This window comes from Streptococcus sp. cx1 (genome assembly GCF_052384325.1).
Classification (GTDB): Bacteria; Bacillota; Bacilli; order Lactobacillales; family Streptococcaceae; genus Streptococcus; species Streptococcus salivarius_G.
Window position 1 is genome coordinate 518,383 of sequence record NZ_JBQSUN010000001.1, and the last position, 22,644, is coordinate 541,026.

Annotated in this window: 11 protein-coding genes; all 11 read left to right on the forward strand. The window is 42.0% G+C overall.

The genetic code is table 11. The features are described from left to right. Positions 1–13: 13 nt before the first annotated feature. The 11 genes from pfkA to ACT170_RS02545 all read left to right on the forward strand — a co-directional run bounded on the left by pfkA (position 14) and on the right by ACT170_RS02545 (position 22,321). Positions 14–1,033, forward strand: a complete 1,020-nt coding sequence (gene pfkA / locus ACT170_RS02495) for a 6-phosphofructokinase (protein WP_002884051.1) — start codon at positions 14–16, stop codon at positions 1,031–1,033. Positions 1,034–1,103: 70 nt separating this feature from the next. Next, positions 1,104–2,606: a pyruvate kinase gene (gene pyk / locus ACT170_RS02500; protein ID WP_002884118.1), complete on the forward strand. Its 1,503-nt coding sequence runs from the start codon at positions 1,104–1,106 to the stop codon at positions 2,604–2,606. Positions 2,607–3,346: 740 nt separating this feature from the next. After that, positions 3,347–15,163 carry a GEVED domain-containing protein gene (locus ACT170_RS02505; RefSeq protein WP_444817991.1) on the forward strand — a complete coding sequence of 3,939 codons (11,817 nt, stop codon included), beginning with the start codon at positions 3,347–3,349 and terminating at the stop codon, positions 15,161–15,163. Positions 15,164–15,346: 183 nt separating this feature from the next. Continuing rightward, positions 15,347–15,568 (forward strand): DUF4649 family protein, encoded by a 222-nt coding sequence (locus ACT170_RS02510; protein ID WP_155211895.1) that lies wholly within the window; start codon positions 15,347–15,349, stop codon positions 15,566–15,568. 136 nt (positions 15,569–15,704) lie between these two features. Next, positions 15,705–16,706, forward strand: a complete 1,002-nt coding sequence (gene trpX, locus ACT170_RS02515; protein WP_013990710.1) for a tryptophan ABC transporter substrate-binding protein — start codon at positions 15,705–15,707, stop codon at positions 16,704–16,706. 9 nt (positions 16,707–16,715) lie between these two features. Next, on the forward strand, positions 16,716–17,585 hold the full coding sequence (locus ACT170_RS02520; protein ID WP_002883493.1) for an ABC transporter permease: 870 nt from the start codon (positions 16,716–16,718) through the stop codon (positions 17,583–17,585). Then, positions 17,582–18,340 (forward strand): ABC transporter ATP-binding protein, encoded by a 759-nt coding sequence (locus ACT170_RS02525; RefSeq protein ID WP_002883503.1) that lies wholly within the window; start codon positions 17,582–17,584, stop codon positions 18,338–18,340. The genes ACT170_RS02520 and ACT170_RS02525 overlap by 4 nt, the downstream gene beginning before the upstream one ends. A 179-nt stretch (positions 18,341–18,519) precedes the next feature. Beyond that, positions 18,520–20,181: a ribonuclease J gene (locus ACT170_RS02530; RefSeq protein WP_045768839.1), complete on the forward strand. Its 1,662-nt coding sequence runs from the start codon at positions 18,520–18,522 to the stop codon at positions 20,179–20,181. A 135-nt stretch (positions 20,182–20,316) separates the two neighbouring features. Continuing rightward, positions 20,317–21,099 carry an alpha/beta hydrolase gene (locus tag ACT170_RS02535; protein WP_073687280.1) on the forward strand — a complete coding sequence of 261 codons (783 nt, stop codon included), beginning with the start codon at positions 20,317–20,319 and terminating at the stop codon, positions 21,097–21,099. 119 nt (positions 21,100–21,218) lie between these two features. Further along, positions 21,219–21,938: a matrixin family metalloprotease gene (locus tag ACT170_RS02540; RefSeq protein WP_004182633.1), complete on the forward strand. Its 720-nt coding sequence runs from the start codon at positions 21,219–21,221 to the stop codon at positions 21,936–21,938. Positions 21,939–21,949: 11 nt separating this feature from the next. Then, on the forward strand, positions 21,950–22,321 hold the full coding sequence (locus tag ACT170_RS02545; RefSeq protein ID WP_118189493.1) for a hypothetical protein: 372 nt from the start codon (positions 21,950–21,952) through the stop codon (positions 22,319–22,321). The last annotated feature ends 323 nt before the right edge of the window (positions 22,322–22,644 follow it).

Genomic DNA, 22,644 nt, shown 5'->3' on the forward strand with positions numbered 1-22,644 from the left:
AGTATCAGGAATAATGAAACGTATTGCTGTTTTGACTAGTGGTGGAGATGCCCCTGGTATGAACGCTGCCGCTCGCGCAGTTGTTCTCAAAGCAATTTCTGAAGGAATTGAAGTATTCGGCATTAACCGTGGATACGCTGGTATGGTTGAAGGAGATATCTTCCAACTTGATGCCAAAGGCGTAGACAACATCCTCAGCCGTGGTGGTACTTTCCTTCAGTCTGCTCGCTATCCTGAGTTTGCCCAACTTGAGGGTCAACTTAAAGGTATTGAGCAACTTAAAAAACATGGAATCGAAGGTGTAGTAGTTATTGGTGGAGATGGTTCTTACCATGGTGCTATGCGTTTGACTGAACATGGTTTCCCAGCTGTTGGTCTTCCAGGAACTATCGATAACGATATCGTTGGTACAGACTATACAATTGGTTTTGATACTGCTGTTGCAACTGCAACAGAAGCTATCGATAAAATTCAAGACACTGCTTTCAGTCACGGACGTACTTTTGTCGTTGAAGTTATGGGACGTCACGCTGGTGATATCGCTCTTTGGGCTGGTATCGCTTCTGGTGCAGACCAAATTATCGTACCTGAAGAAGAGTACGACATCAACGAAGTTGTCCGTAAAGTTAAAGAAGGTTACGAATCAGGTGTTAAAACTCACCACGTAATCGTACTTGCTGAAGGTGTTATGGGTGCTGAAGAATTTGCAGCTAAAATGAAAGAAGCTGGAGATACTTCAGATCTTCGTGCAACAAACATTGGACACGTGGTTCGTGGTGGTTCGCCAACTCCGCGTGACCGTGTTCTTGCTTCATGGATGGGTGCTCATGCGGTTGACCTCCTTAAACAAGGTATTGGTGGTGTAGCTGTTGGTATCCACAATGAAGAGCTTGTTGAAAGCCCAATCCTTGGTACAGCAGAAGAAGGCGCTTTGTTCAGTCTTACTGAAGACGGTAAAATTATCGTTAACAATCCACACAAAGCTCGTCTTGACTTTGCAGACCTTAACCGTTCATTGGCTAACTTGAGCTAATCTCGGTTATTTAAATTATTGTTAATCCGTCGCTAGGGCGACAAAAAATATAAGGGAGTTTTTATTTATCATGAATAAACGCGTAAAAATCGTTGCAACACTTGGTCCTGCGGTTGAAATCCGTGGCGGCAAAAAATTTGGTGAAGATGGTTACTGGGGTGAAAAACTTGACCGTGAAGCATCTGCTAAAAACATTGCTCAATTGATCAAGGAAGGTGCCAACGTTTTCCGTTTCAACTTCTCACATGGTGACCACGCTGAACAAGGTGAACGTATGGATGTCGTTCGTATGGCAGAAGACCTTGCTGGTCAAAAAGTAGGTTTCCTTCTTGATACAAAAGGACCTGAAATGCGTACTGAATTGTTCGAAGGTGATGCTAAAGAGTATGCATACAAAACTGGTGAACAAATTCGTGTTGCTACTAAACAAGGTATCAAATCAACTCGCGACGTTATCGCTTTGAACGTTGCAGGTGCACTTGACGTTTTTGACGATGTAGAAGTAGGTAAACAAGTTCTTATCGATGATGGTAAACTTGGTCTTCGTGTTGTAGACAAAGATGCTGAAAAACGTGAATTCATCGTTGAAGTTGAAAATGATGGTATCATCGCTAAACAAAAAGGTGTAAACATCCCTTACACTAAAATTCCTTTCCCAGCACTTGCTGAACGTGATAACGCTGATATCCGTTTTGGTCTTGAACAAGGTCTTAACTTTATCGCTATCTCATTCGTACGTACTGCAAAAGACGTACAAGAAGTTCGTGCTATCTGTGAAGAAACTGGTAACGGTCATGTTCAATTGTTGGCTAAAATCGAAAACCAACAAGGTATCGATAACATCGATGAAATCATCGAAGCTGCTGACGGTATCATGATTGCTCGTGGTGACATGGGTATCGAAGTACCATTCGAAATGGTTCCAGTTTACCAAAAAATGATCATCACTAAAGTAAACGCTGCTGGTAAAGTTGTTGTTACAGCTACTAACATGCTTGAAACAATGACAGAAAAACCACGTGCAACTCGTTCTGAAGTATCTGACGTATTTAACGCAGTTATCGATGGTACAGATGCTACAATGCTTTCTGGTGAGTCTGCAAATGGTAAATACCCAGTTGAATCAGTTCGTACAATGGCTACAATTGATAAAAACGCTCAAACTCTTCTTAAAGAGTATGGTCGTCTTGATTCATCAACATTTGACCGTTCAACTAAGACTGAAGTAGTTGCATCTGCAGTTAAAGATGCTACTAACTCAATGGATATCAAACTTATTGTTGCTCTTACTGAATCAGGTAACACTGCTCGTTTGATTTCTAAATACCGTCCAGAAGCTGATATCTTGGCTGTAACATTCGATGAAATTACTCAAAAATCATTGATGCTTAACTGGGGTGTTATTCCAGTAGTTACTGAAAAACCAAGCTCAACTGATGATATGTTTGATGTTGCTGAAAAAGTTGCATTGGAATCAGGTCTTGTAGAATCTGGTGACAACATTGTTATCGTTGCTGGTGTTCCAGTAGGTACAGGTGGTACAAACACTATGCGTATCCGCACAGTAAAATAATTTAAGTAGTACTTAAATAGAAAGAAGGTCTTTGGATCTTCTTTTTTTGGCTCTATAATCGATTTAGTAGGTTAAACTATTGAAGAGATTATAGAGCTTTTTTCGTAGGTAGGTAAATCAATTGGATAATAATAACAAGAGAAGAAAATCATATTTATTCCAAATGGTTTAAAGCAAGATGGCTGATTTGGTTTGTATTTTCAACAGATTTAGTTCTAAGTGTCATATGGCTTAGAAGGTATTAAGAGAAGAGGGAAATTATCTTTTCAAAGAAATTTTGCTTTTCTTGAAAACAACAGGATAAAAAATGTCGTTAAATAGGCTTCTAAACTATAGTTAAGATGGTTATAAGCTATAATTTTTAGAAGGACTGAGTTGATAACAAACCATTTTAATTTCAATAATGACTTACTAATTTAAAAGTTCTAATGAATTATTAATTTTGAAAATCGATTTTTGAAAAAAATAAAATCATAAGTTTCTTTTTACTGACAATTCTAAAAATAAATAATTATAAAATTATTAATTAAAACGTTTATAAAAATAGTGATATTTATAATCATTCTACTGATTACATGATTATTTTTAAGTGAACCTTATAAAAAAATTGAAAATAAGAGCATTTCTTTTCACAAATATTAGGAATTTTGTTAAAATATTTAACGATTAGTATTTTTAAATACTTTTAATCTCATTGAGGGGTGAGATACTTAATAGTATAAGTGTGGAGGATTACCAAAGTGGGTAAAGATTTATTTAATGATCGTATAAGTCGATTTTCGATTCGTAAGCTGAATGTAGGGGTTTGCTCCGTTCTTCTTGGAACTCTGGTTATGGTTGGTACTGCTAGTCAAGTATCTGCCGATGAAACAGCTAACCAAGTCCAAGCAGGAGATGTAGCTAGCACTACTTCTACAGTGAGTGATGAGACATCTTCTCAGAATGCTGTTGCTGCTCAAGCTTCGACGGAAGTCGCAAATTTCTTATCAAGTTCTGAGACTAATAGTCAGTCTCAAACCGTTTCAAATGCTAGCGCAGCTACTTCTGAAACGTCTACAACACAAGCTTCTAGTGAGACAACATCTCAAGCAGCTTCGTCAACGTCAGCAACTACTGCAGCATCTACCACTAGTGTTGCTGGCTCTACAAGTGTAGGCAATACTACGGGAGTTTCAACGACAGCCTCTGTTACATCAGCATCATCTGAGACACCTGCTTCAGAAACAGCATCTGAAGCACAAGGTGTGGACGTTCAAGCAGAAGCTTCTACAACGAATGCTCTTTCAAGTGGAGCCGAAGCGTCTGCTGTAGAGCAACCTGTTGTAACAGCAGAAACTTCTGGTCGACGTCGTACACGTCGTGCATTAGGTGATCCTAATGACGAAAGCTTGATTGGGGATGATGTTGAAGATGCAACTTCAACTCCAAAAGTTGAAAAACCAGGCTTTACAACAAATGTTGATGCCAAATCTATGGCTAGCCAAATCTCATGGTTGGACTTTGGAGATGTAGCTAACTGGACAGGAACTACTACAGTACTAGTTCCTAAAAGTGAAGTTAAACCAACTGAGAACTTAGAAGAAAAATTGGCTCTTCAAGTTGGGTCTACCTATACCAAGGAAATTATGCCTGGTTATGTAGTTACTGTAAAAGTCAAATCCTTGAAACCTTTCCAAGCGACTGAAATCTATAAGAAACGGATGGAAAATCAAGGGGCTACAGAAGCTGAAAAAGCAACCTATGATCCAAATGCAAAAAATGGTTATGTAAGTGGAGTCACTTCAAATGCTGCTAGGCAAGCTTTTAACAATGGTGAAGAGGCCAAAATCGTTGCTGATGCCCAAAATAATTGGACTGAAATCAGATTTGAGAATATTGATACGAAAACCAAGAAGACTACCATAAGTTCAGCTTTGAATGGTGGAAATATTGGAGTTCAGTTTGAAATCTCTGCAACCTTCCGTGGTAAGACAGTTAAGCCAGCTATTGTTATGGCTGATGGGGAGTCTGCTAACCCAGGTGAATTAGTTATGTTTACTACCAATGGAGAAGGTTGGCAGCATATTGGAGAATGGAAAAAGTTTACCAGACCAACTACTTCTGTAACATATTCACCACAAGATACTGAAAATCTTTTTGGACCTAATCCTAAATTTAATAATACCAACTTAAACCAACTTCGTAGATCTACTCAAGTTGGGCCAGAAAAGAAACCAGTAGCTTGGAAGTATTTTGGAAATCCAGACCAAGTTACAGGTGGTCTAGGAACCGGTATCTTTGGACCAAACATTTCTGAAGGTAATTATACTGTTCCAATCGTTATGACGCGTGGTGCCTCTGAAGTGGGGCTTTATGTCGCTTCAGGTGGTAAACAGTCAGCAATGCTAGGATTCTTCCCAATTGATGAAGGGGACGCTCCTGAGTCATACGGAAAAGCTATGCATACCATTGCAACTGTAGATGGTGTAACTGGTGCTAAAGTAAATCAACCATATATTGGTAATGTGAGCCCAGATATGGATGAGAATACCGTTCTTGACTGGTTCGGTGATGATAAGGCAACTACGGCCGATGAAGGAATTGACCAATTGCTTCCAGATGAGCTTAAAGGTACAACCAATGAGATGATCAAGATGGATCGTACACGCCCAGGTAACTACAAGCTGTCAATAGAAGCCCATACAGATGGAGCTTCAGAAGCTTATATCTACGGTTGGATAGACTTTAACCAAAATGGAACCTTTGATGAAGATGAGCGTTCGAATCTAGCAACCATTACCAAAGATGGTACGGTTCAATTAACATTTGCTAATAGCAAAACCTACATTGACCCAAGTGTTAATGAATTAGGAGTTCGAATCCGTATTGCTAAGAATGCAAAAGAAATCGAAAGCCCAACTGGTATGGCCTTATCTGGGGAAGTGGAGGACTTCAAGACTCAAATCACCCATCCACCAAAAGGGGAGTTTAAAGAAACCACTGGGGTTCAAGGTGCTAAGCAAACCGCTACTGTAGCCTTTACTGCTCGTGGTTTGCAAAAATATAGCCGAACTGAGTCAGCTAAAATTGATGAAACAGTAGAACCATACATCGTTGATTCAAATGGTAACAAAGCTACTTTAGATTCTGAAGGTTATTATGTAGTCCCTGGTCAAGGTAAATACAAGATTACTGGTAATGGTACAGACGTGGATGTGGAATTCATTCCAGAAGATCACTTCCTTGGAACAGCTGATGGCATCTCTATCCGTCGTACAGACAGCAATGGCTATGATACTGGCTGGTCAACAAAATTCCCAGCTGACGAAGCTAACGTAGATACTGTTTTAAATACCATGGATGGTCTCTATATTCCAACTGTTACACCAAGTAATATTGAAGGGGTTGATAAAACATCAACGGATGTTCAAGGAGCAACTCAAACTGAAACTCCTACCTTTAATACAACAGTTACGAACTCGAATGGTGAAAAGATTTCTATCACACCTAGTCTTACTTACCCTGCAAAATTAGTGGATCCAGCTACTGGTCAAGTGACTGATGATTCATCTGTAACAGTAGCAGGTGAAGGAACATATACAATCAATCCTACAACTGGTCAAGTGACTTTCACTCCAGAACCAAGCTTTACTGGAACAGCTACTGGTGTAACTGTTTCACTTACTGCAGGGGTTGGTTACGATAAAGATGGAGATGTGTCAGCTGATGCTGTTAAGACAGCAACAGCTAAGTACACACCAACTGTAACACCTATCACAGTGACTCCTACAGACAAGGTTTCTGCGGATGTTCAAAACGTTCCTCAAACCCAAACACCAACCTTTGATTTGAGTAGTGACAAGACTGCAAAAATTACAAGTAAAAAACTGGTCGATCCAGCGACTGGTCAACCGACTGATGAAACTACTGTGACAGTAGCAGGTGAAGGAACATATACAATTGATCCAACGACTGGAGCAGTTACGTTCACACCTGAGAAAGACTTTGTTGGTACTGCAGCAGGAGTAACTGTGCAGGCAACTGCTACAATTACAAATGCGAACGGTAAGACTGCAACTATCACATCTGATGCAACTTATACACCAACTGTTGTAGCAGCTGTTCCAACAGCAAGCCCTGCAACTTCAAAAGATATCCAAGGTGCGACTCAAACAGGTACACCAACCTTTGCAGGAACAACTGTTCAAGTAAATGGTGAAGATAAAGCTATTACCATTAAAGATAATAGCTACACACTTTTGGATAATGATGGCAATGAAGTGACAAGCACACCAGCTTATGCTGCTGATGGTACAACTGAAATTGGTACATATTCAATCGATTCAGCTACAGGTCGAGTCACTTTCACACCGACAGATAAATCATACACAGGTGTGGTAACACCAGCCAAGGTTCAAGCTGAAAGTTCAAACGGTATTAAGGTAGATACAACCTACACGCCTGAAATCGTACCGGTAACGCCGACAGCAACACCAGCTGAAACAACAGATATCCAAGGTGCCACTCAAACAGGTAAACCTGAATTCAAGGGTGGAACAGTAACTGTTGATGGTGTTGAGAAAACAGTGGCTATCAATGAAGCTGTTCCAGCAACCTTCGACGATGGTTCAACAACTAAGACAGTTGACGGCGTTGGTACTTACACAGTAGCAGCAGACGGAACTGTGACATTTGTTCCTGAGAAATCATTTACAGGCACAGCACCAGCAGTCACAGTCGTTCGTGAAGACATGAACGGTACTAAAGCTTCAGCGACTTACACACCAACTGTGACTCCGGTAACGCCAACTGCAGCTCCAGCTGAATCAACAGATGTTCAAGGTGCCACTCAAACAGGTAAGCCTGTATTTACTGAGGGTAACAGCCGTGTGCCGATGAATGATGATGTTGCCGCAACATTTGACGATGGCTCAACAACTAAGACAGTTGATGGTGTCGGTACCTACACAGTAGCAGCAGACGGAACTGTGACATTTGTTCCAGAACCAAGCTTTACAGGAACAGCCCCAGCAGTTACAGTCGTTCGTGAAGACATGAATGGTACTAAAGCTTCAGCGACTTACACACCATCAGTAACACCAATTACAATTACTCCTACAGACAAGGTATCTGAGGATGTTCAAAATGTTCCTCAAACACAAACACCGACCTTTGATTTGAGTAACGATAAGACTGCTGAAATCACAAGCAAGAAATTGGTGGATCCAGCAACTGGTCAACCGACTGATGAAACTACTGTAACAGTAGCAGGTGAAGGAACATATACGATTGATCCAACGACTGGAGCGGTTACCTTCACACCTGAAAAAGACTTTGTAGGTACTGCAACAGGTGTAACAGTTCAGGCAACTGCGACTATTACCAATGCTGACGGTAAGACTGCAACCATCACATCTGATGCAACTTATACACCAACTGTTGTAGCAGCTGTTCCAACAGCTAAACCAGCTACATCTAAAGATATCCAAGGTGCGACACAAACTGGAACACCAACCTTTGAAGGTGCAACTGTTCAAGTAAATGGTCAAGATAAAGCTATTACAATCAAAGATAATAGCTACACACTTTTGGACAAAGATGGTAATGAAGTGGCGACTACGCCAGCCTTTGCTGAAGATGGTACAACTGAAATCGGTACGTACTCAATTGATCCAGCAACTGGACAAGTGACCTTCACACCAACTGACAAATCTTACACAGGTAAAGTAACGCCTGTTAAGGTTCAAGCTGAAAGCTCAAACGGCATCAAGGTGGATACAACCTACACACCTGAAATTGTTCCAGTAACCCCAACAGCTACACCAGCTGAAACAACTGATATTCAAGGTGCTACTCAAACAGGTAAACCTGAATTCAAGGGTGGAACAGTAACAGTTGATGGCGTTGAGAAAACAGTAGAAATCAATGAAGATGTTCCAGCAACATTTGATGATGGCTCGACTACCAAGACAGTTGATGGCGTTGGTACATACACAGTAGCAGCAGACGGAACCGTAACTTTCGTCCCAGAGAAATCATTTACTGGAACAGCACCAGCTGTAACTGTTGTTCGTGAAGATAAGAACGGAACCAAAGCTTCAGCGACTTACACACCAACTGTGACACCAGTAACACCGACTGCGGAAGATACAACATCTACTGGTAAACAAGGTCAAACTCAAACAGGTAAGCCTGAATTTACTGAAGGCAACAGCCGTGTGCCAATGAACGATGACGTTCCAGCAACCTTCGATGATGGTTCAACTACTAAGACAGTAGATGGCGTTGGTACTTACACAGTAGCAGCGGACGGAACTGTAACCTTTGTTCCTGAGAAATCATTTACTGGAACTGCACCAGCTGTAACAGTTGTTCGTGAAGATAAGAATGGAACCAAAGCTTCTGCAACTTACACACCAACTGTAACTCCTGTCACACCGACAGCAACACCAGCTGAATCTACTGGACCTCAAGGTCTAGTTCAAACTGGAACTGTAACTTTCACTGAAGGTGATGAAGTAGCTCCAATTAACAAGGATTCGATTACACTTCTTGATGAAAATGGTCAACCTGCAGCATCAGTAGAAGCGAAATCACCAGCAGGTGATGTGATTGGTACCTTCACTGTTGATAAAGAAACAGGTGTTGTGACTTTCACACCAACAGATAAATCTTATTCAGGTGATGTTGTCCCAGTTAAGGTTCAAGCAGCTGATACAAATGGAACAACAGTTGAAACAACTTATACACCGAAGATTACTCCAGTTGTTCCAACTTCTGAAGATGCTACATCGACTGATATCCAAGGTCAAACACAATCTGGTAAACCAACCTTTACTGAAGGTGATCCAAATGTACCAATCGATGAAGATACTCCAGCTACCTTTGACGATGGTTCAACCACTAAGACAGTAGATGGCGAAGGAACTTACACTGTTTCTCCAGATGGAACCGTAACCTTCGTCCCTGAAAAATCATTCACTGGAACTGCTTCAGGCGTAACGGTTAAACGTGTTGATAAGAATGGTACTGAAATTACAGCTAAGTACACACCAACTGTGACACCAGTAACTCCGACAGCTGCACCAGCTGAAACAACTGATATCCAAGGTGCAACTCAAACTGGCAAACCTGTATTCACTGAAGGCGATAGCCGTGTGCCAATGAACGATGATGTTCCAGCCACATTTGACGATGGCTCAACAACTAAGACAGTTGACGGCGTTGGTACTTACACAGTAGCAGCTGATGGAACTGTAACTTTTGTCCCTGAAAAATCATTCACTGGTGAAGCACCAGCCGTGACAGTTGTCCGTGAAGATAAGAATGGCACTAAGGCTTCTGCAACCTACACACCAACTGTTACACCAGTCACACCAACTGCAACACCGGTTGAAACAACAGGTAAGCAAGGTCAAACCCAAACAGGTAAGCCTGTATTTACTGAAGGCGACAGCCGTGTGCCAATGAACGATGACGTTCCAGCTACTTTCGACGATGGCTCAACAACTAAGACAGTAGATGGCGTTGGTACCTACACAGTAGCCGCAGACGGAACAGTAACCTTTGTTCCTGAGAAATCATTCACAGGTAAAGCACCAGCCGTAACGGTTGTTCGTGAAGATAAGAATGGAACCAAAGCCTCTGCAGCTTACACACCAACTGTAACTCCTGTTACACCAACTGCAACACCAGCTGAATCTACTGGACCTCAAGGTTTGGTTCAAACTGGAACTGTAACCTTTACTGAAGGTGACCCAGTTGCATCAATCGACAAGGATACCATTACTCTTCTTGATGAAAATGGTCAACCTGCAGCATCAGTAGAAGCGAAATCACCAGCAGGTGATGTGATCGGTACCTTCACAGTTGATAAAGAAACTGGTGTTGTGACCTTCACACCAACGGATAAATCTTACTCAGGTGATGTTGTTCCGGTTAAGGTTCAAGCAGCTGATGCAAATGGAACTACAGTTGAAACAACATACACACCGAAGATTACTCCGGTTGTTCCAACTTCCGAAGATGCAACATCGACTGATATCCAAGGTGCCACTCAAACAGGTAAACCAACCTTCACAGAAGGTAATCCAAATGTTCCAATCGACGAAGATACACCTGCTACTTTCGAAGATGGCTCAACGACTAAGACAGTAGATGGTGAAGGAACATACACTGTTTCTCCAGATGGAACCGTAACCTTCGTCCCAGAAAAATCATTCACTGGAACTGGTTCAGGCGTAACGGTTAAACGTGTTGATAAGAACGGTACTGAAATCACAGCTAAATACACACCAACTGTGACACCAGTAACTCCGACTGCGGAAGATTCAACATCAACAGGTAAACAAGGACAAACCCAAACAGGTAAGCCTAAATTTACTGAAGGCAACAGCCGTGTGCCAATGAATGATGACGTTCCAGCTACTTTTGATGATGGTTCAACAACCAAGACAGTAGATGGCGTTGGTACTTACACAGTAGCCGCAGACGGAACAGTAACCTTTGTTCCTGAGAAATCATTCACTGGCGAAGCACCAGCCGTGACAGTTGTCCGTGAAGATATGAATGGCACTAAGGCTTCAGCTAAGTACACACCAACTGTAACACCAGTAATTCCAACTGCAACACCAGCAGAATCAACTGGTCCTCAAGGTTTGGTGCAAACTGGAACAGTAACCTTCACTGAAGGTGATGAAGTAGCTCCAATTAACAAGGATTCTATTACTCTTCTTGATGAATCTGGTCAACCAGCTGCTTCAGTAGAGGCGAAATCACCAGCTGGTGATGTAATCGGTACCTTCACAGTTGACAAAGAAACAGGTGTTGTTACCTTCACACCAACGGATAAATCATACTCAGGTGATGTTGTTCCGGTTAAGGTTCAAGCAGCTGATACAAATGGAACTACAGTTGAAACAACTTATACACCGAAGATTACTCCGGTTGTCCCAACTTCTGAAGATGCTACATCGACAGATATTCAAGGTCAAACACAATCTGGTAAACCAACCTTCACCGAAGGAAATCCAAATGTTCCAATCGATGAAGATACTCCAGCTACCTTCGAAGATGGTTCAACCACTAAGACAGTAGATGGCGAAGGAACTTACACTGTTTCTCCAGATGGAACCGTAACCTTCGTTCCAGAAAAATCATTCACTGGAACTGCTTCAGGCGTAACGGTTAAACGTGTTGATAAGAACGGTACTGAAATCACAGCTAAGTACACACCAACTGTGACACCAGTAACTCCGACAACTGCACCAGCTGAAACAACTGATATCCAAGGTGCAACTCAAACTGGTAAACCTGAATTTACTGCAGGCGATAGCCGTGTACCAATGAACGATGATGTTCCTGCAACCTTCGATGATGGTTCAACAACTAAGACAGTTGAGGGAGTTGGTACTTACACAGTAGCTTCAGACGGAACAGTTACTTTCGTTCCTGAGAAATCATTCGTCGGAACTGCACCAGCAGTGACAGTTGTCCGCGAAGATAAGAACGGAACAAAAGCTTCTGCAACCTACACACCAACTGTAACACCGGTAACACCAACTGCAGAAGATACAACATCTACTGACAAACAAGGTCAAACGCAAACAGGTACACCAACCTTCACACCAGGTAATCCAAATGTTCCAATGGATGATGATACACCTGCAACATTTGAAGATGGCTCAACAACCAAGAACATTCCAGGTGAAGGAACTTACACTGTTGCTCCAGACGGAACCGTAACATTTGTTCCAGAAAAATCATTCACAGGAACAGGTACAGGCGTAACTGTGAAACGTGTTGATAAGAATGGTACACCAGTTACAGCTAAGTACACACCAACTGTAACTCCAGTAACTCCTACAGCAACTCCAGCTGAATCAGAAGCCCCTCAAGGTGTGGTTCAAACTGGAACTGTAACCTTCACAGAAGGTGATCCAGTTGCGCCAATCGACAAAGATACCATTACTCTTCTTGATGAAAATGGCCAACCAGCAGCATCAGTAGATGCGAAATCACCAACAGGTGATGTGATCGGTACCTTCACAGTTGATAAAGAAACTGGTGTTGTAACCTTCACACCAACTGATAAATCATACTCAGGTGAAGTCGTTCCAGTTAAAGTTCAAGCCAAAGACACAAACGGAACTGTTGCTGAAACAACCTACACACCTAAGATTACTCCGGTTGTACCAACTGCTGACCCTGCAACATCTACAGATATCCAAGGTAAAACTCAAACAGGTACACCAAGCTTCAAACCTGGTAACCCTGCAATCCCAATGGATGATGATGTTCCAGCAACCTTTGAAGATGGAACAACTACGAAGACCATTCCAGGCGAAGGAACTTACACAGTTGCTCCAGACGGAACAGTAACCTTCGTACCAGAAAAATCATTCACAGGAACAGGTACAGGTGTAACCGTGAAACGTGTTGATAAGAACGGTACTCCAGTTACTGCAACATACACACCAACTGTAACTCCAGTTACACCAACTGCTGAACCAACAACATCAACAGGTAAACAAGGTCAAACTCAAACAGGTAAGCCTGAATTTACTGAAGGTGACAGCCGTGTACCAATGAACGATGATGTTCCAGCAACCTTCGAAGATGGCACAACGACTAAGACAGTTGACGGTGTCGGTACATACACAGTAGCAGCGGACGGAACTGTAACCTTTGTTCCAGAAAAATCATTCGTCGGAACTGCACCAGCAGTGACTGTTGTTCGTGAAGATGTAAATGGTACTAAGGCTTCAGCGACTTACACACCAACCGTAACTTCAGTCACACCGACTGCAACACCGGCAGAATCAACAGGACCTCAAGGAGTAGTTCAGACGGGAACTGTAACCTTTACTGAGGGTGATTCAGTTGCTCCAATTGACAAAGATACTATTACCCTTCTTGATGAAAATGGCCAACCAGCAGTGGCGGTGTTTGCGAAATCACCAGCGGGCAATATTATTGGTACCTTCACCGTTGATAAAGACACAGGTGTCGTAACCTTCACACCAACGGATAAATCTTATTCAGGTGATGTTGTCCCAGTTAAAGTTCAAGCAGATGATACAAATGGAACAACAGTAGAAACAACATACACACCTAAGATTACTCCAGTCGCTCCAACATCTGAAGATGCGACATCAACAGATATCCAAGGTGCAACACAAACAGGTAAACCAAGCTTCACCGAAGGAAATCCAAATGTTCCAATCGATGAAGATACTCCAGCTACTTTCGAAGATGGCTCAACGACTAAGACAGTAGATGGTGAAGGAACATACACTGTTTCTCCAGATGGAACCGTAACTTTCGTTCCAGAAAAATCATTCACTGGAACTGCTTCAGGCGTAACGGTTAAACGTGTTGATAAGAACGGTACTGAGATCACAGCTAAGTACACACCAACTGTGACACCAGTAACTCCAACTGCTGCCCCAGCAACATCAACAGACATCCAAGGTCAAACGCAAACAGGTAAACCAAGCTTCATGTCTGGTAACCCAAGTGTGCCAATGGATGATGATGTACCAGCTACATTTGACGATGGTTCAACAACTAAAGTTATTCCAGGTGAAGGAACTTACACCGTTTCTCCAGACGGAACAGTAACCTTTGTTCCAGAAAAAGCATTCACAGGAACAGGTACAGGCGTAACAGTGAAACGTGTTGATAAGAATGGTACAGCTATTACAGCAACCTACACACCAACCGTTACACCAGTAACACCAACTGCAGAATCAGTTACTTCAATTGGTAATAAGGGTCAAACGCAAACAGGTAAGCCAAGCTTCACTGAAGGCGATAGCCGTGTACCAATGAATAACCAAGTTCCAGCTACCTTTGAAGATGGTTCAACTACCAAGACGATTTCAGGTGTTGGTACTTACACAGTAGCTGCAGATGGAACTGTAACCTTCACACCAGAACCTGAATTTACAGGAACTGCCCCAGCAGTAACCGTTGTTCGTGAAGATGTTAACGGAACTAAGGCTTCAGCTACCTACACACCAACTGTTCTTCCAATCACTAAGTTTGTCGATAAAGAAGGTAAGGAAATCCCAGGATATCCTACAGTTGATGGTGAACAGCCAAAAGTTGAGATCCCAGGTTACCGCTTCGTAGAAACTAAGAAATTACCTAATGGTGATATCGAGCATGTCTATGAGCAAGTAACAACATCATATGTAGATGAAAATGGTACTCCAATCCCTGGTTATCCAACCGAAGATGGCCAACAACCTAAGAAAGACATCCCAGGTTATGAATTTGTGAAGACAGTTGTAGATGAAAATGGTAATACTCAACACATCTACAAACAAATTGTGACTCCAACACCTGTGCCGGATACAACTCCGACACCAGAGCCACAGCCAGCTCCACAAACAGAAGAGCCTAAGGCTCCGGTCCTTCCAGAAACGAAAGAAGAAGCACGCTTTATCAATCCAACTGATAAGACAGCTCAACTTCCAGAAACTGGTAGCGAGGATTCAGACCTTGCAATCGTCGGTTTGGCGAGTCTTCTAGCAGGATTTGGACTCTTTGCCGGAAAACGACGTAAACAGTAAAATGATTTAACGGTCGTATAGGACCTTAAGAATCCAGATTCCAATTAAAATAGACCTCATGGTATTTGCCATGGGGTCTATTTGTATGGCCCAGACTGTGATTTTTTAAGTCGTCATGATTGACTTTGCTCTCTAGGAAGCGTAATCTAGACCTTAGGTAAAGGATTATAAGGAGGTCCCTCGATGATTGAAGTAACTTATTTAAATACTGCCAAGCAAGAAAAACACACTTCCTTTGAAGATTACAATGAATTTGTCAGAGCCCAGCAAGCTTGTTGGATTGCCTTAGCAGATTCAACGCCAGTCACTAAGGTGACAATAAACGGACATGATATTGGCTACAAAGGACAATATGGTGACCTTTACTTTTATATTATGAAGCTAGACTTGACACAATATCAGTAATAATAAGGGAAAAGAATCAGAGATCTTGTTCTGGTTCTTTTTCTTTGAGCAGTGTAATTTTTATAAATTAAGAATATTGCTAATTGACTGAAAATGACTTACAATAGAAAGGAAGAATTTATAGAAGGAGAAACATATGAAAAACAAGCGTTTAATTTGGACTTTGGTTTTCTTAGCTATCTTGACGCTCGGTTCTATTGGTACAGATCTTTTCAAAAAAGAACACCAAGATGCCAATAAGGTCGTCAAAGTAGGGATCCTCCAGTTCGTGACTCACGACGCCCTGGATCAAATCGAGAAGGGAATTGAGGATGGCCTTAAGGAAGCTGGTTATAAGGGGGACAAGGTTAAAATCACCCTCCTAAATGCCGAAGGAGACCAGTCTAAAATTCAAACCATGTCTAAACAATTGGTTAATGACAAGAACGATGTTGTTATCGGTATTGCCACACCAGCAGCACAGGGGCTAGCGGCAGCTACCAAGGATATTCCAGTCATCATGGGGGCTATCTCAGACCCTGTTGGAGCCAAATTGGTTAAGGATCTCAAGCATCCGGAAGGCAATGTCACTGGTACCTCTAACCAAGTGCCAATCAAGCAGACAGTAGAATTGGTCAAATCACTGACACCAAATGCCAAAACGATTGGTATTCTCTATGCTTCAAGTGAGGATAATTCCAAATCACAGGTTGAAAGCTTTAAGAAATACGCTGAAAAAGATGGCCTGAATGTGGTCGAGTACGCTGTACCATCAACCAATGAAATCAATACAACCATGTCAGTCATGACTGGTAAGGTAGATGCCATCTGGACGCCTCAAGATAATACGATTGCTTCAGCCTTTTCAACAGTAATCTCATCAGCCAACCAAGCTAAGATTCCAGTTTATACGACAGTTGATACGATGGTGAAAGAAGGCGGTTTGGCTTCAGTTGCTCAAAGCCAATATGAACTTGGAAAGGCTACAGCTCGTAGTGCCGTTAAGGTTCTTAAAGGTAAGAAAGTTAAGGATGTTCCTGTAGATGTTATCGATGATGGCACTCCAACGCTTAACCTTAAAGTTGCTCAAGACCTCAACATCACCATCCCTGACGATGTGCTTAAACAGTCAGATATCGCTGTTAAGGCTGATAAATAAGGAGGACTTATGATTATTTCATCTATTTATCAGGGGCTTCTATACGGAATCCTAGGTCTTGGGATTTACATGACTTTCCGTATCTTGGATTTTCCTGATTTGACAACAGAAGGTTCCTTCCCTCTTGGTGGGGCAGTAGCAGTAACCCTTATGAACTTTGGTTGGAACCCAATTTTAGCAACCTTGGTTGCTGTCTTGGCCGGCTGTGGTGCTGGACTTGTGACTGGTCTCCTCTATACTAAGGGAGAGATTCCTACTATTTTGGCAGGGATTTTGGTCATGACCTCTCTTAACTCAGTCATGCTTATGATTATGGGAAGGGCCAACCTAGGACTTCTTGATATTAAGACTATCCAAGATTTGCTTCCTTTCAGCAAGGACTACAACCTCTTGATTGTTGGTCTCATTGCTGTGACCATTGTTATCACTGCCTTGATTGCCTTTCTTAACACGCGCCTAGGTCAAGCTTATATTGCCACAGGTGATAATAGAGACATGGCCAAATCTTTTGGTATCAACACAGACAATATGGAAGTGATGGGTCTTGTTATCTCAAACGGTATTATTGCCCTCTCTGGAGCCTTGATTAGCCAACAGGACGGTTATGCCGACGTTTCTAAAGGGATTGGGGTTATCGTCATCGGTCTTGCCAGCATCATCATTGGTGAGGTCCTCTATGCGACTAACTTGACTCTGTTGGAACGTTTGATTGCCATCTGTATTGGTTCAATCCTCTATCAGTTCCTTTTGACAGCAGTTATCGCTCTTGGCTTTAACACGAACTACCTCAAACTCTTTAGTGCGATTGTTCTGGCTATTTGCTTGATTTCGCCTGTCCTACGTCGAAAATTCTTTAAGGGGGTGACCTTATCACGATGACAGCTATTGTAGAACTCAAAGATGCGACTGTTAAGGTCAATAACGGTTTTGACACCGAAAAAACAATCCTGGACCATGTTAATCTTACCATTAGAGAAGGTGACTTTATTACCATTCTCGGTGGAAATGGTGCCGGAAAATCAACCCTCTTCAACGTCATTGCAGGGACACTCATGTTGACCAGTGGTCAGATTTTCATCATGGGTGAAGATGTTACGGCTCTCCCTGCTGAGAAGCGTGCTAAGTACCTCTCACGAGTCTTCCAAGATCCTAAAATGGGGACAGCTCCTCGTATGACTGTTGCAGAAAACCTCTTGATTGCCAAATACCGTGGTGAAAAACGAGGGCTTAAATCACGCCAAATTCATCTCTACACAGAGGAATTTCAAGGTCTGATCGAACGTATCAGTAATGGTTTAGAAAAACACTTAGATACACCAGCAGGTCTCCTTTCAGGTGGTCAGCGTCAGGCTCTCAGTCTGTTGATGGCGACACTTAAACGTCCTGAGCTCTTGCTCTTAGATGAGCACACCGCAGCCCTGGATCCCAAGACCAGTGTAGCCCTCATGGAGTTGACTGATGAGTTTGTAACAGGTGACCATCTAACAGCCTTGATGATTACCCACCACATGGAAGATGCCCTAAAATATGGCAATCGTCTGATTGTTATGAAGGATGGTCAAATCATTAAAGATCTTACCAAGGAAGAAAAAGGTCAATTGGATATCACAGACTACTACGCTATGTTTGAGTAAGCCTAGTCTGACTCTAAATTGTAAAATAAGCCAAAAAGTTGTATACTTAAAGGGTATGCAACTTTTTGTTGTGGCCTGTAAATCGACAAGGAGACTGTTCGCACGAACGTTCAGCTTCTTGGACCGTCTGTAAAAATAGGCTCTAGAAGAGAGTCAAACTAAAAAGGAGAAAAACAAGCATGAGCGATATTAAAATTATTGCCCTAGGTGGAGTACGTGAAAATGCAAAGAACCTCTATATTGTTGAGATTAACGACTCTATCTTTATCTTGGATGCTGGTCTAAAGTATCCTGAAAATGAACAACTTGGTGTTGACTTTGTCATCCCTAACTTAGATTACTTGATTGAAAATAGAGATCGTATCCAAGGGATTTTCTTAACTCACGGACACGCCGATGCCATTGGCGCCCTACCTTATATCTTGCAAGAAGTCAAAGCACCAGTCTTTGGATCATCCCTCACAATCGAGTTAGCTAAACTTTTTGTCAAGAATGCTGGCGTTAAGAAATTCAATAATTTCCATGTTATTGACGCAGAAACTGAAATTGAATTTGAGGATGCTGAAGTCTCATTCTTCAAGACAACGCACTCTATTCCAGAATCAATGGGGATTGTTCTTGGCACTGACCAAGGCAATATTGTCTATACTGGGGACTTCAAGTTTGACCAAGCTGCCCGTCCTTACTACAAAACTGATTTAGGTCGTTTGGCTGAAATCGGACGTGAAGGTGTTTTGGCCCTCTTGTCAGACTCAGCAAATGCGACAAGTACTGAACAAACAGCTTCTGAAGCAGAAGTTGGCCAAGAAATTGACCAAGTTATTGCTGATGCAGAAGGACGTGTTATTGTTGCTGCAGTTGCCTCAAACTTGGTACGTATTCAACAAGTCTTCGATTCAGCTGCTGATCACGGACGTCGTGTTGTTCTTACTGGTTTTGACGTAGAAAATATTGTCCGCACAGCCATTCGTCTCAAAAAATTGACTGTGGAGCATGAGAAACTTATTGTCAAACCAAAAGACATGAACAAGTTCGAAGACCACGAGTTAATTATCCTCGAAAATGGTCGTATGGGTGAACCAATCGATGGCCTTCAAAAGATGGCTGTTGGTCGTCACCGTTACGTTCAAATCAAGGATGGAGATTTGGTTTATATCGTAACAACTCCAAGCATTGCTAAGGAAGCCGTAGTGGCACGTGTCAACAACGCTATCTATAAAGCTGGTGGAACTGTTAAGATGATTACTCAGAGCCTTCGTGTTTCTGGACATGCCAATGCTCGCGAACTTCAATTGATGATTAACCTCCTTCGTCCACAGTATCTCTTCCCTATTCAAGGGGAGTACCGTGACCTTCAAGCACATGCAGAGTTAGCCTTGGAAGTTGGTATTCTTCCAGAAAATATTTATATCGTTAAACGCGGTGATATCATGCACTTGTCTGAAGATCAAGGTTTCCTTCATGAAGGCGCTGTTCCAGCTGGTGATGTGATGATCGACGGTAATGCCATTGGTGATGTTGGGAATATCGTCCTTCGTGACCGTAAGGTCTTGTCTGAAGATGGTATCTTTATCGTAGCCATCACGGTTAACAAGAAGGAGCGCAAGATTGTTTCTAAGGCGCGTGTGAACACACGTGGATTCGTCTATGTTAAGAAGAGCCGTGACATTCTACGTGAGGCTGCTGACATTGTCAATGCTACCGTTGAAAATTACTTGGCAGGAGACAGCTTCGATTGGGGTGAACTTAAAGGGGCTGTCCGAGACGATGTAGCTAAGTTCCTCTTTGACCAAACTAAACGTCGCCCAGCGATTCTTCCGGTAGTCATGGAAGTACGTTAATCATTGATGTTACAATAAGGGTGTGAGCGTCTTGCTTGCATTCATCGAAATAGAGGTAAATCTCGACAAGATTTTCTTCTTAAAGCAGAAGCTGGGGCGTCCCAGCTTTTCTAACATTAAGAAAGGAAAATACAAATGGCTTTTTTTCAAATTGAATACTCATCAGATGTTCTAGGACAATACCGCCAAGTGGATGTCATCTATCCAGATCGCGATCAGATTGCTGAAAGGGAAAGTGATACGGATATCCCAGTTCTCTATCTCCTTCATGGCATGGGGGGCAATCATAATTCTTGGGCCTTCCGTACCAATATTCAGCGTCTCCTTCGTAAGACTAATCTCATTGTTATTATGCCTAACTCTGAAAATGGCTGGTATACAAATACCAATTACGGGGTTAAGTATTACGATGCCATTGCTAAGGAGCTTCCTCAAGTCATGCAACGTTTCTTCCCTAGTATGACTAAGAAGCGTGAAAAGACCTTTATCGCTGGACTTTCTATGGGTGGCTATGGTTCTTTCAAACTAGCCTTAACGACAAATAACTTTGCTTGTGCGGGTTCCTTCTCTGGTGCCCTTGGATTATCAGTAGAGATGATTACAGATGAAACGAGTGAGTCTAAGGAATACTGGCAAGGTGTCTTTGGCGATTTGGAAGGAAAAGACATTGAGCAGCACAAATTGGTTAACCTAGCCAAACAACATGACAAGAAAACCAAATTCTTTGCCTGGTGTGGCCTTGAGGATTTCCTTTTTGATTCTCAAGATAAGGCAGTAGCTGATTTGAAGGCCCTTGGTTTAGACATTGACTACAGCACAGACCATGGAAGACATGAGTGGTACTATTGGGAAAAACAACTAGAAGCCTACTTAGAATGGTTACCTATTGATTACGTTAAAGAAGAACGCTTGTCTTAATAGGTCAATTTTGTAACATCTTATCAAAGAGATGATAAAAGCTTAAAGTGGTATTTTTTGCTTGTCAGAACTATTAGAGCTTGATATACTAGGGGAAGTTTCGAAAAGGAGGCTCAATAATGAAAAAATTATTCAGAGTAATCTTCTATATTCCCAAACTTCTTTTACAATTTATTTGGAATCTTATTTGGGCTATATTTAAACTTGCCCTAGTCCTAGCCCTTATTGGTTATGGACTCGTCTACTATGCCAATAACTCTTCAAGTACCTTAGCCACAAACATTAATCAAGCCTTTCATCAAGTAGAACTAGGTTTTAGTGGTACCAGTACTAGTGACGTTGAGAAAGTTGTCTCTAACCTATCAACAACAGATACCATTCCAGAGTCTAATGGAGCTAGATGGGCGCAAAATACAGCTAGCATCTATATACAATCTACAGATGAAACCTTGGTAGCAGCTTATAAGGAAGCTATTACTAACTGGAATAACACGGGTGCTTTCATCTTTACATTAACTGATGATGCCTCAACGGCTGACATTGTTGCGACTGACTATTCCGATGCGAATTCACAGGCAGCAGGTTTAGCAGACACTCAAACCAATGTTTTGACCAACCGCATCACTCATGTTGATGTGAAGTTGAACCGTTATTTCCTCTTGAATAGTGATTTTGGTTATACTCACAAGCGTATTGTGAATACGGCTGAACACGAATTGGGACATGCCATTGGCTTAGACCATGATGACTCTAAGACATCCGTTATGCAATCAGCTGGATCTTATTACGGGATTCAACAGGTGGATATTGATACGGTCCATGCTCTCTATGCAAATTAAGGAGGGGAGTCATGCGCTATTTAAAACGCCTTGCTAGACGTTACCCCATGCAAACCTTCCTTTTTCTTTTCAATGCTGGGGTCTTTACTTGGTTGCAAACAACAGGAACCATGATTGCCAATCGTTTGGGCCTATCAGGTGATGGTATTTGGATTTATATTCCCAATTGGGTAAAAATGCTGACCAGTCATTCCATACAGAGTATTCAAACCCTATACGGGGCCTCTGGTTGGAGTTGGCTAATCACCTCTATGCTTCTCACTTGGCTCTTGACTTTTCTTAGAGGTCTCATGAGAGCAGTGATTCTCATTCTGATAGTTGGTCTTGGCTTATGGCTAGTCTATCGACACTTTGAACTCTTACAAAATCTAAAACTGTCCTAATGGGCAGTTTTAAATTGAAATGAATTCTTCTTTTTAGACTTTTCTTAGGTGAGTACGGACGCTAGCGACTTCCTTCGGAATTCCATAGCTAAGTTTTGAGCCTAGTGTCTCAAAACTTCCGAGTGCCTAAAGCTATTAAACTTTAGGCACTTTTCTCACAGCGAAAAGTCTTGGCTACAGCTCGCTCTGAAATTATTAAAGGGACTATCTCATTTCATCTACAGAAAGTTCTATATGTTTAGATAGCCAAGTCACTTGTAAAAAGAATCTAAAACTGTCCTGATGGGCAGTTTTTTTGAGTTGTTAGGTCATTTATTTTCTGA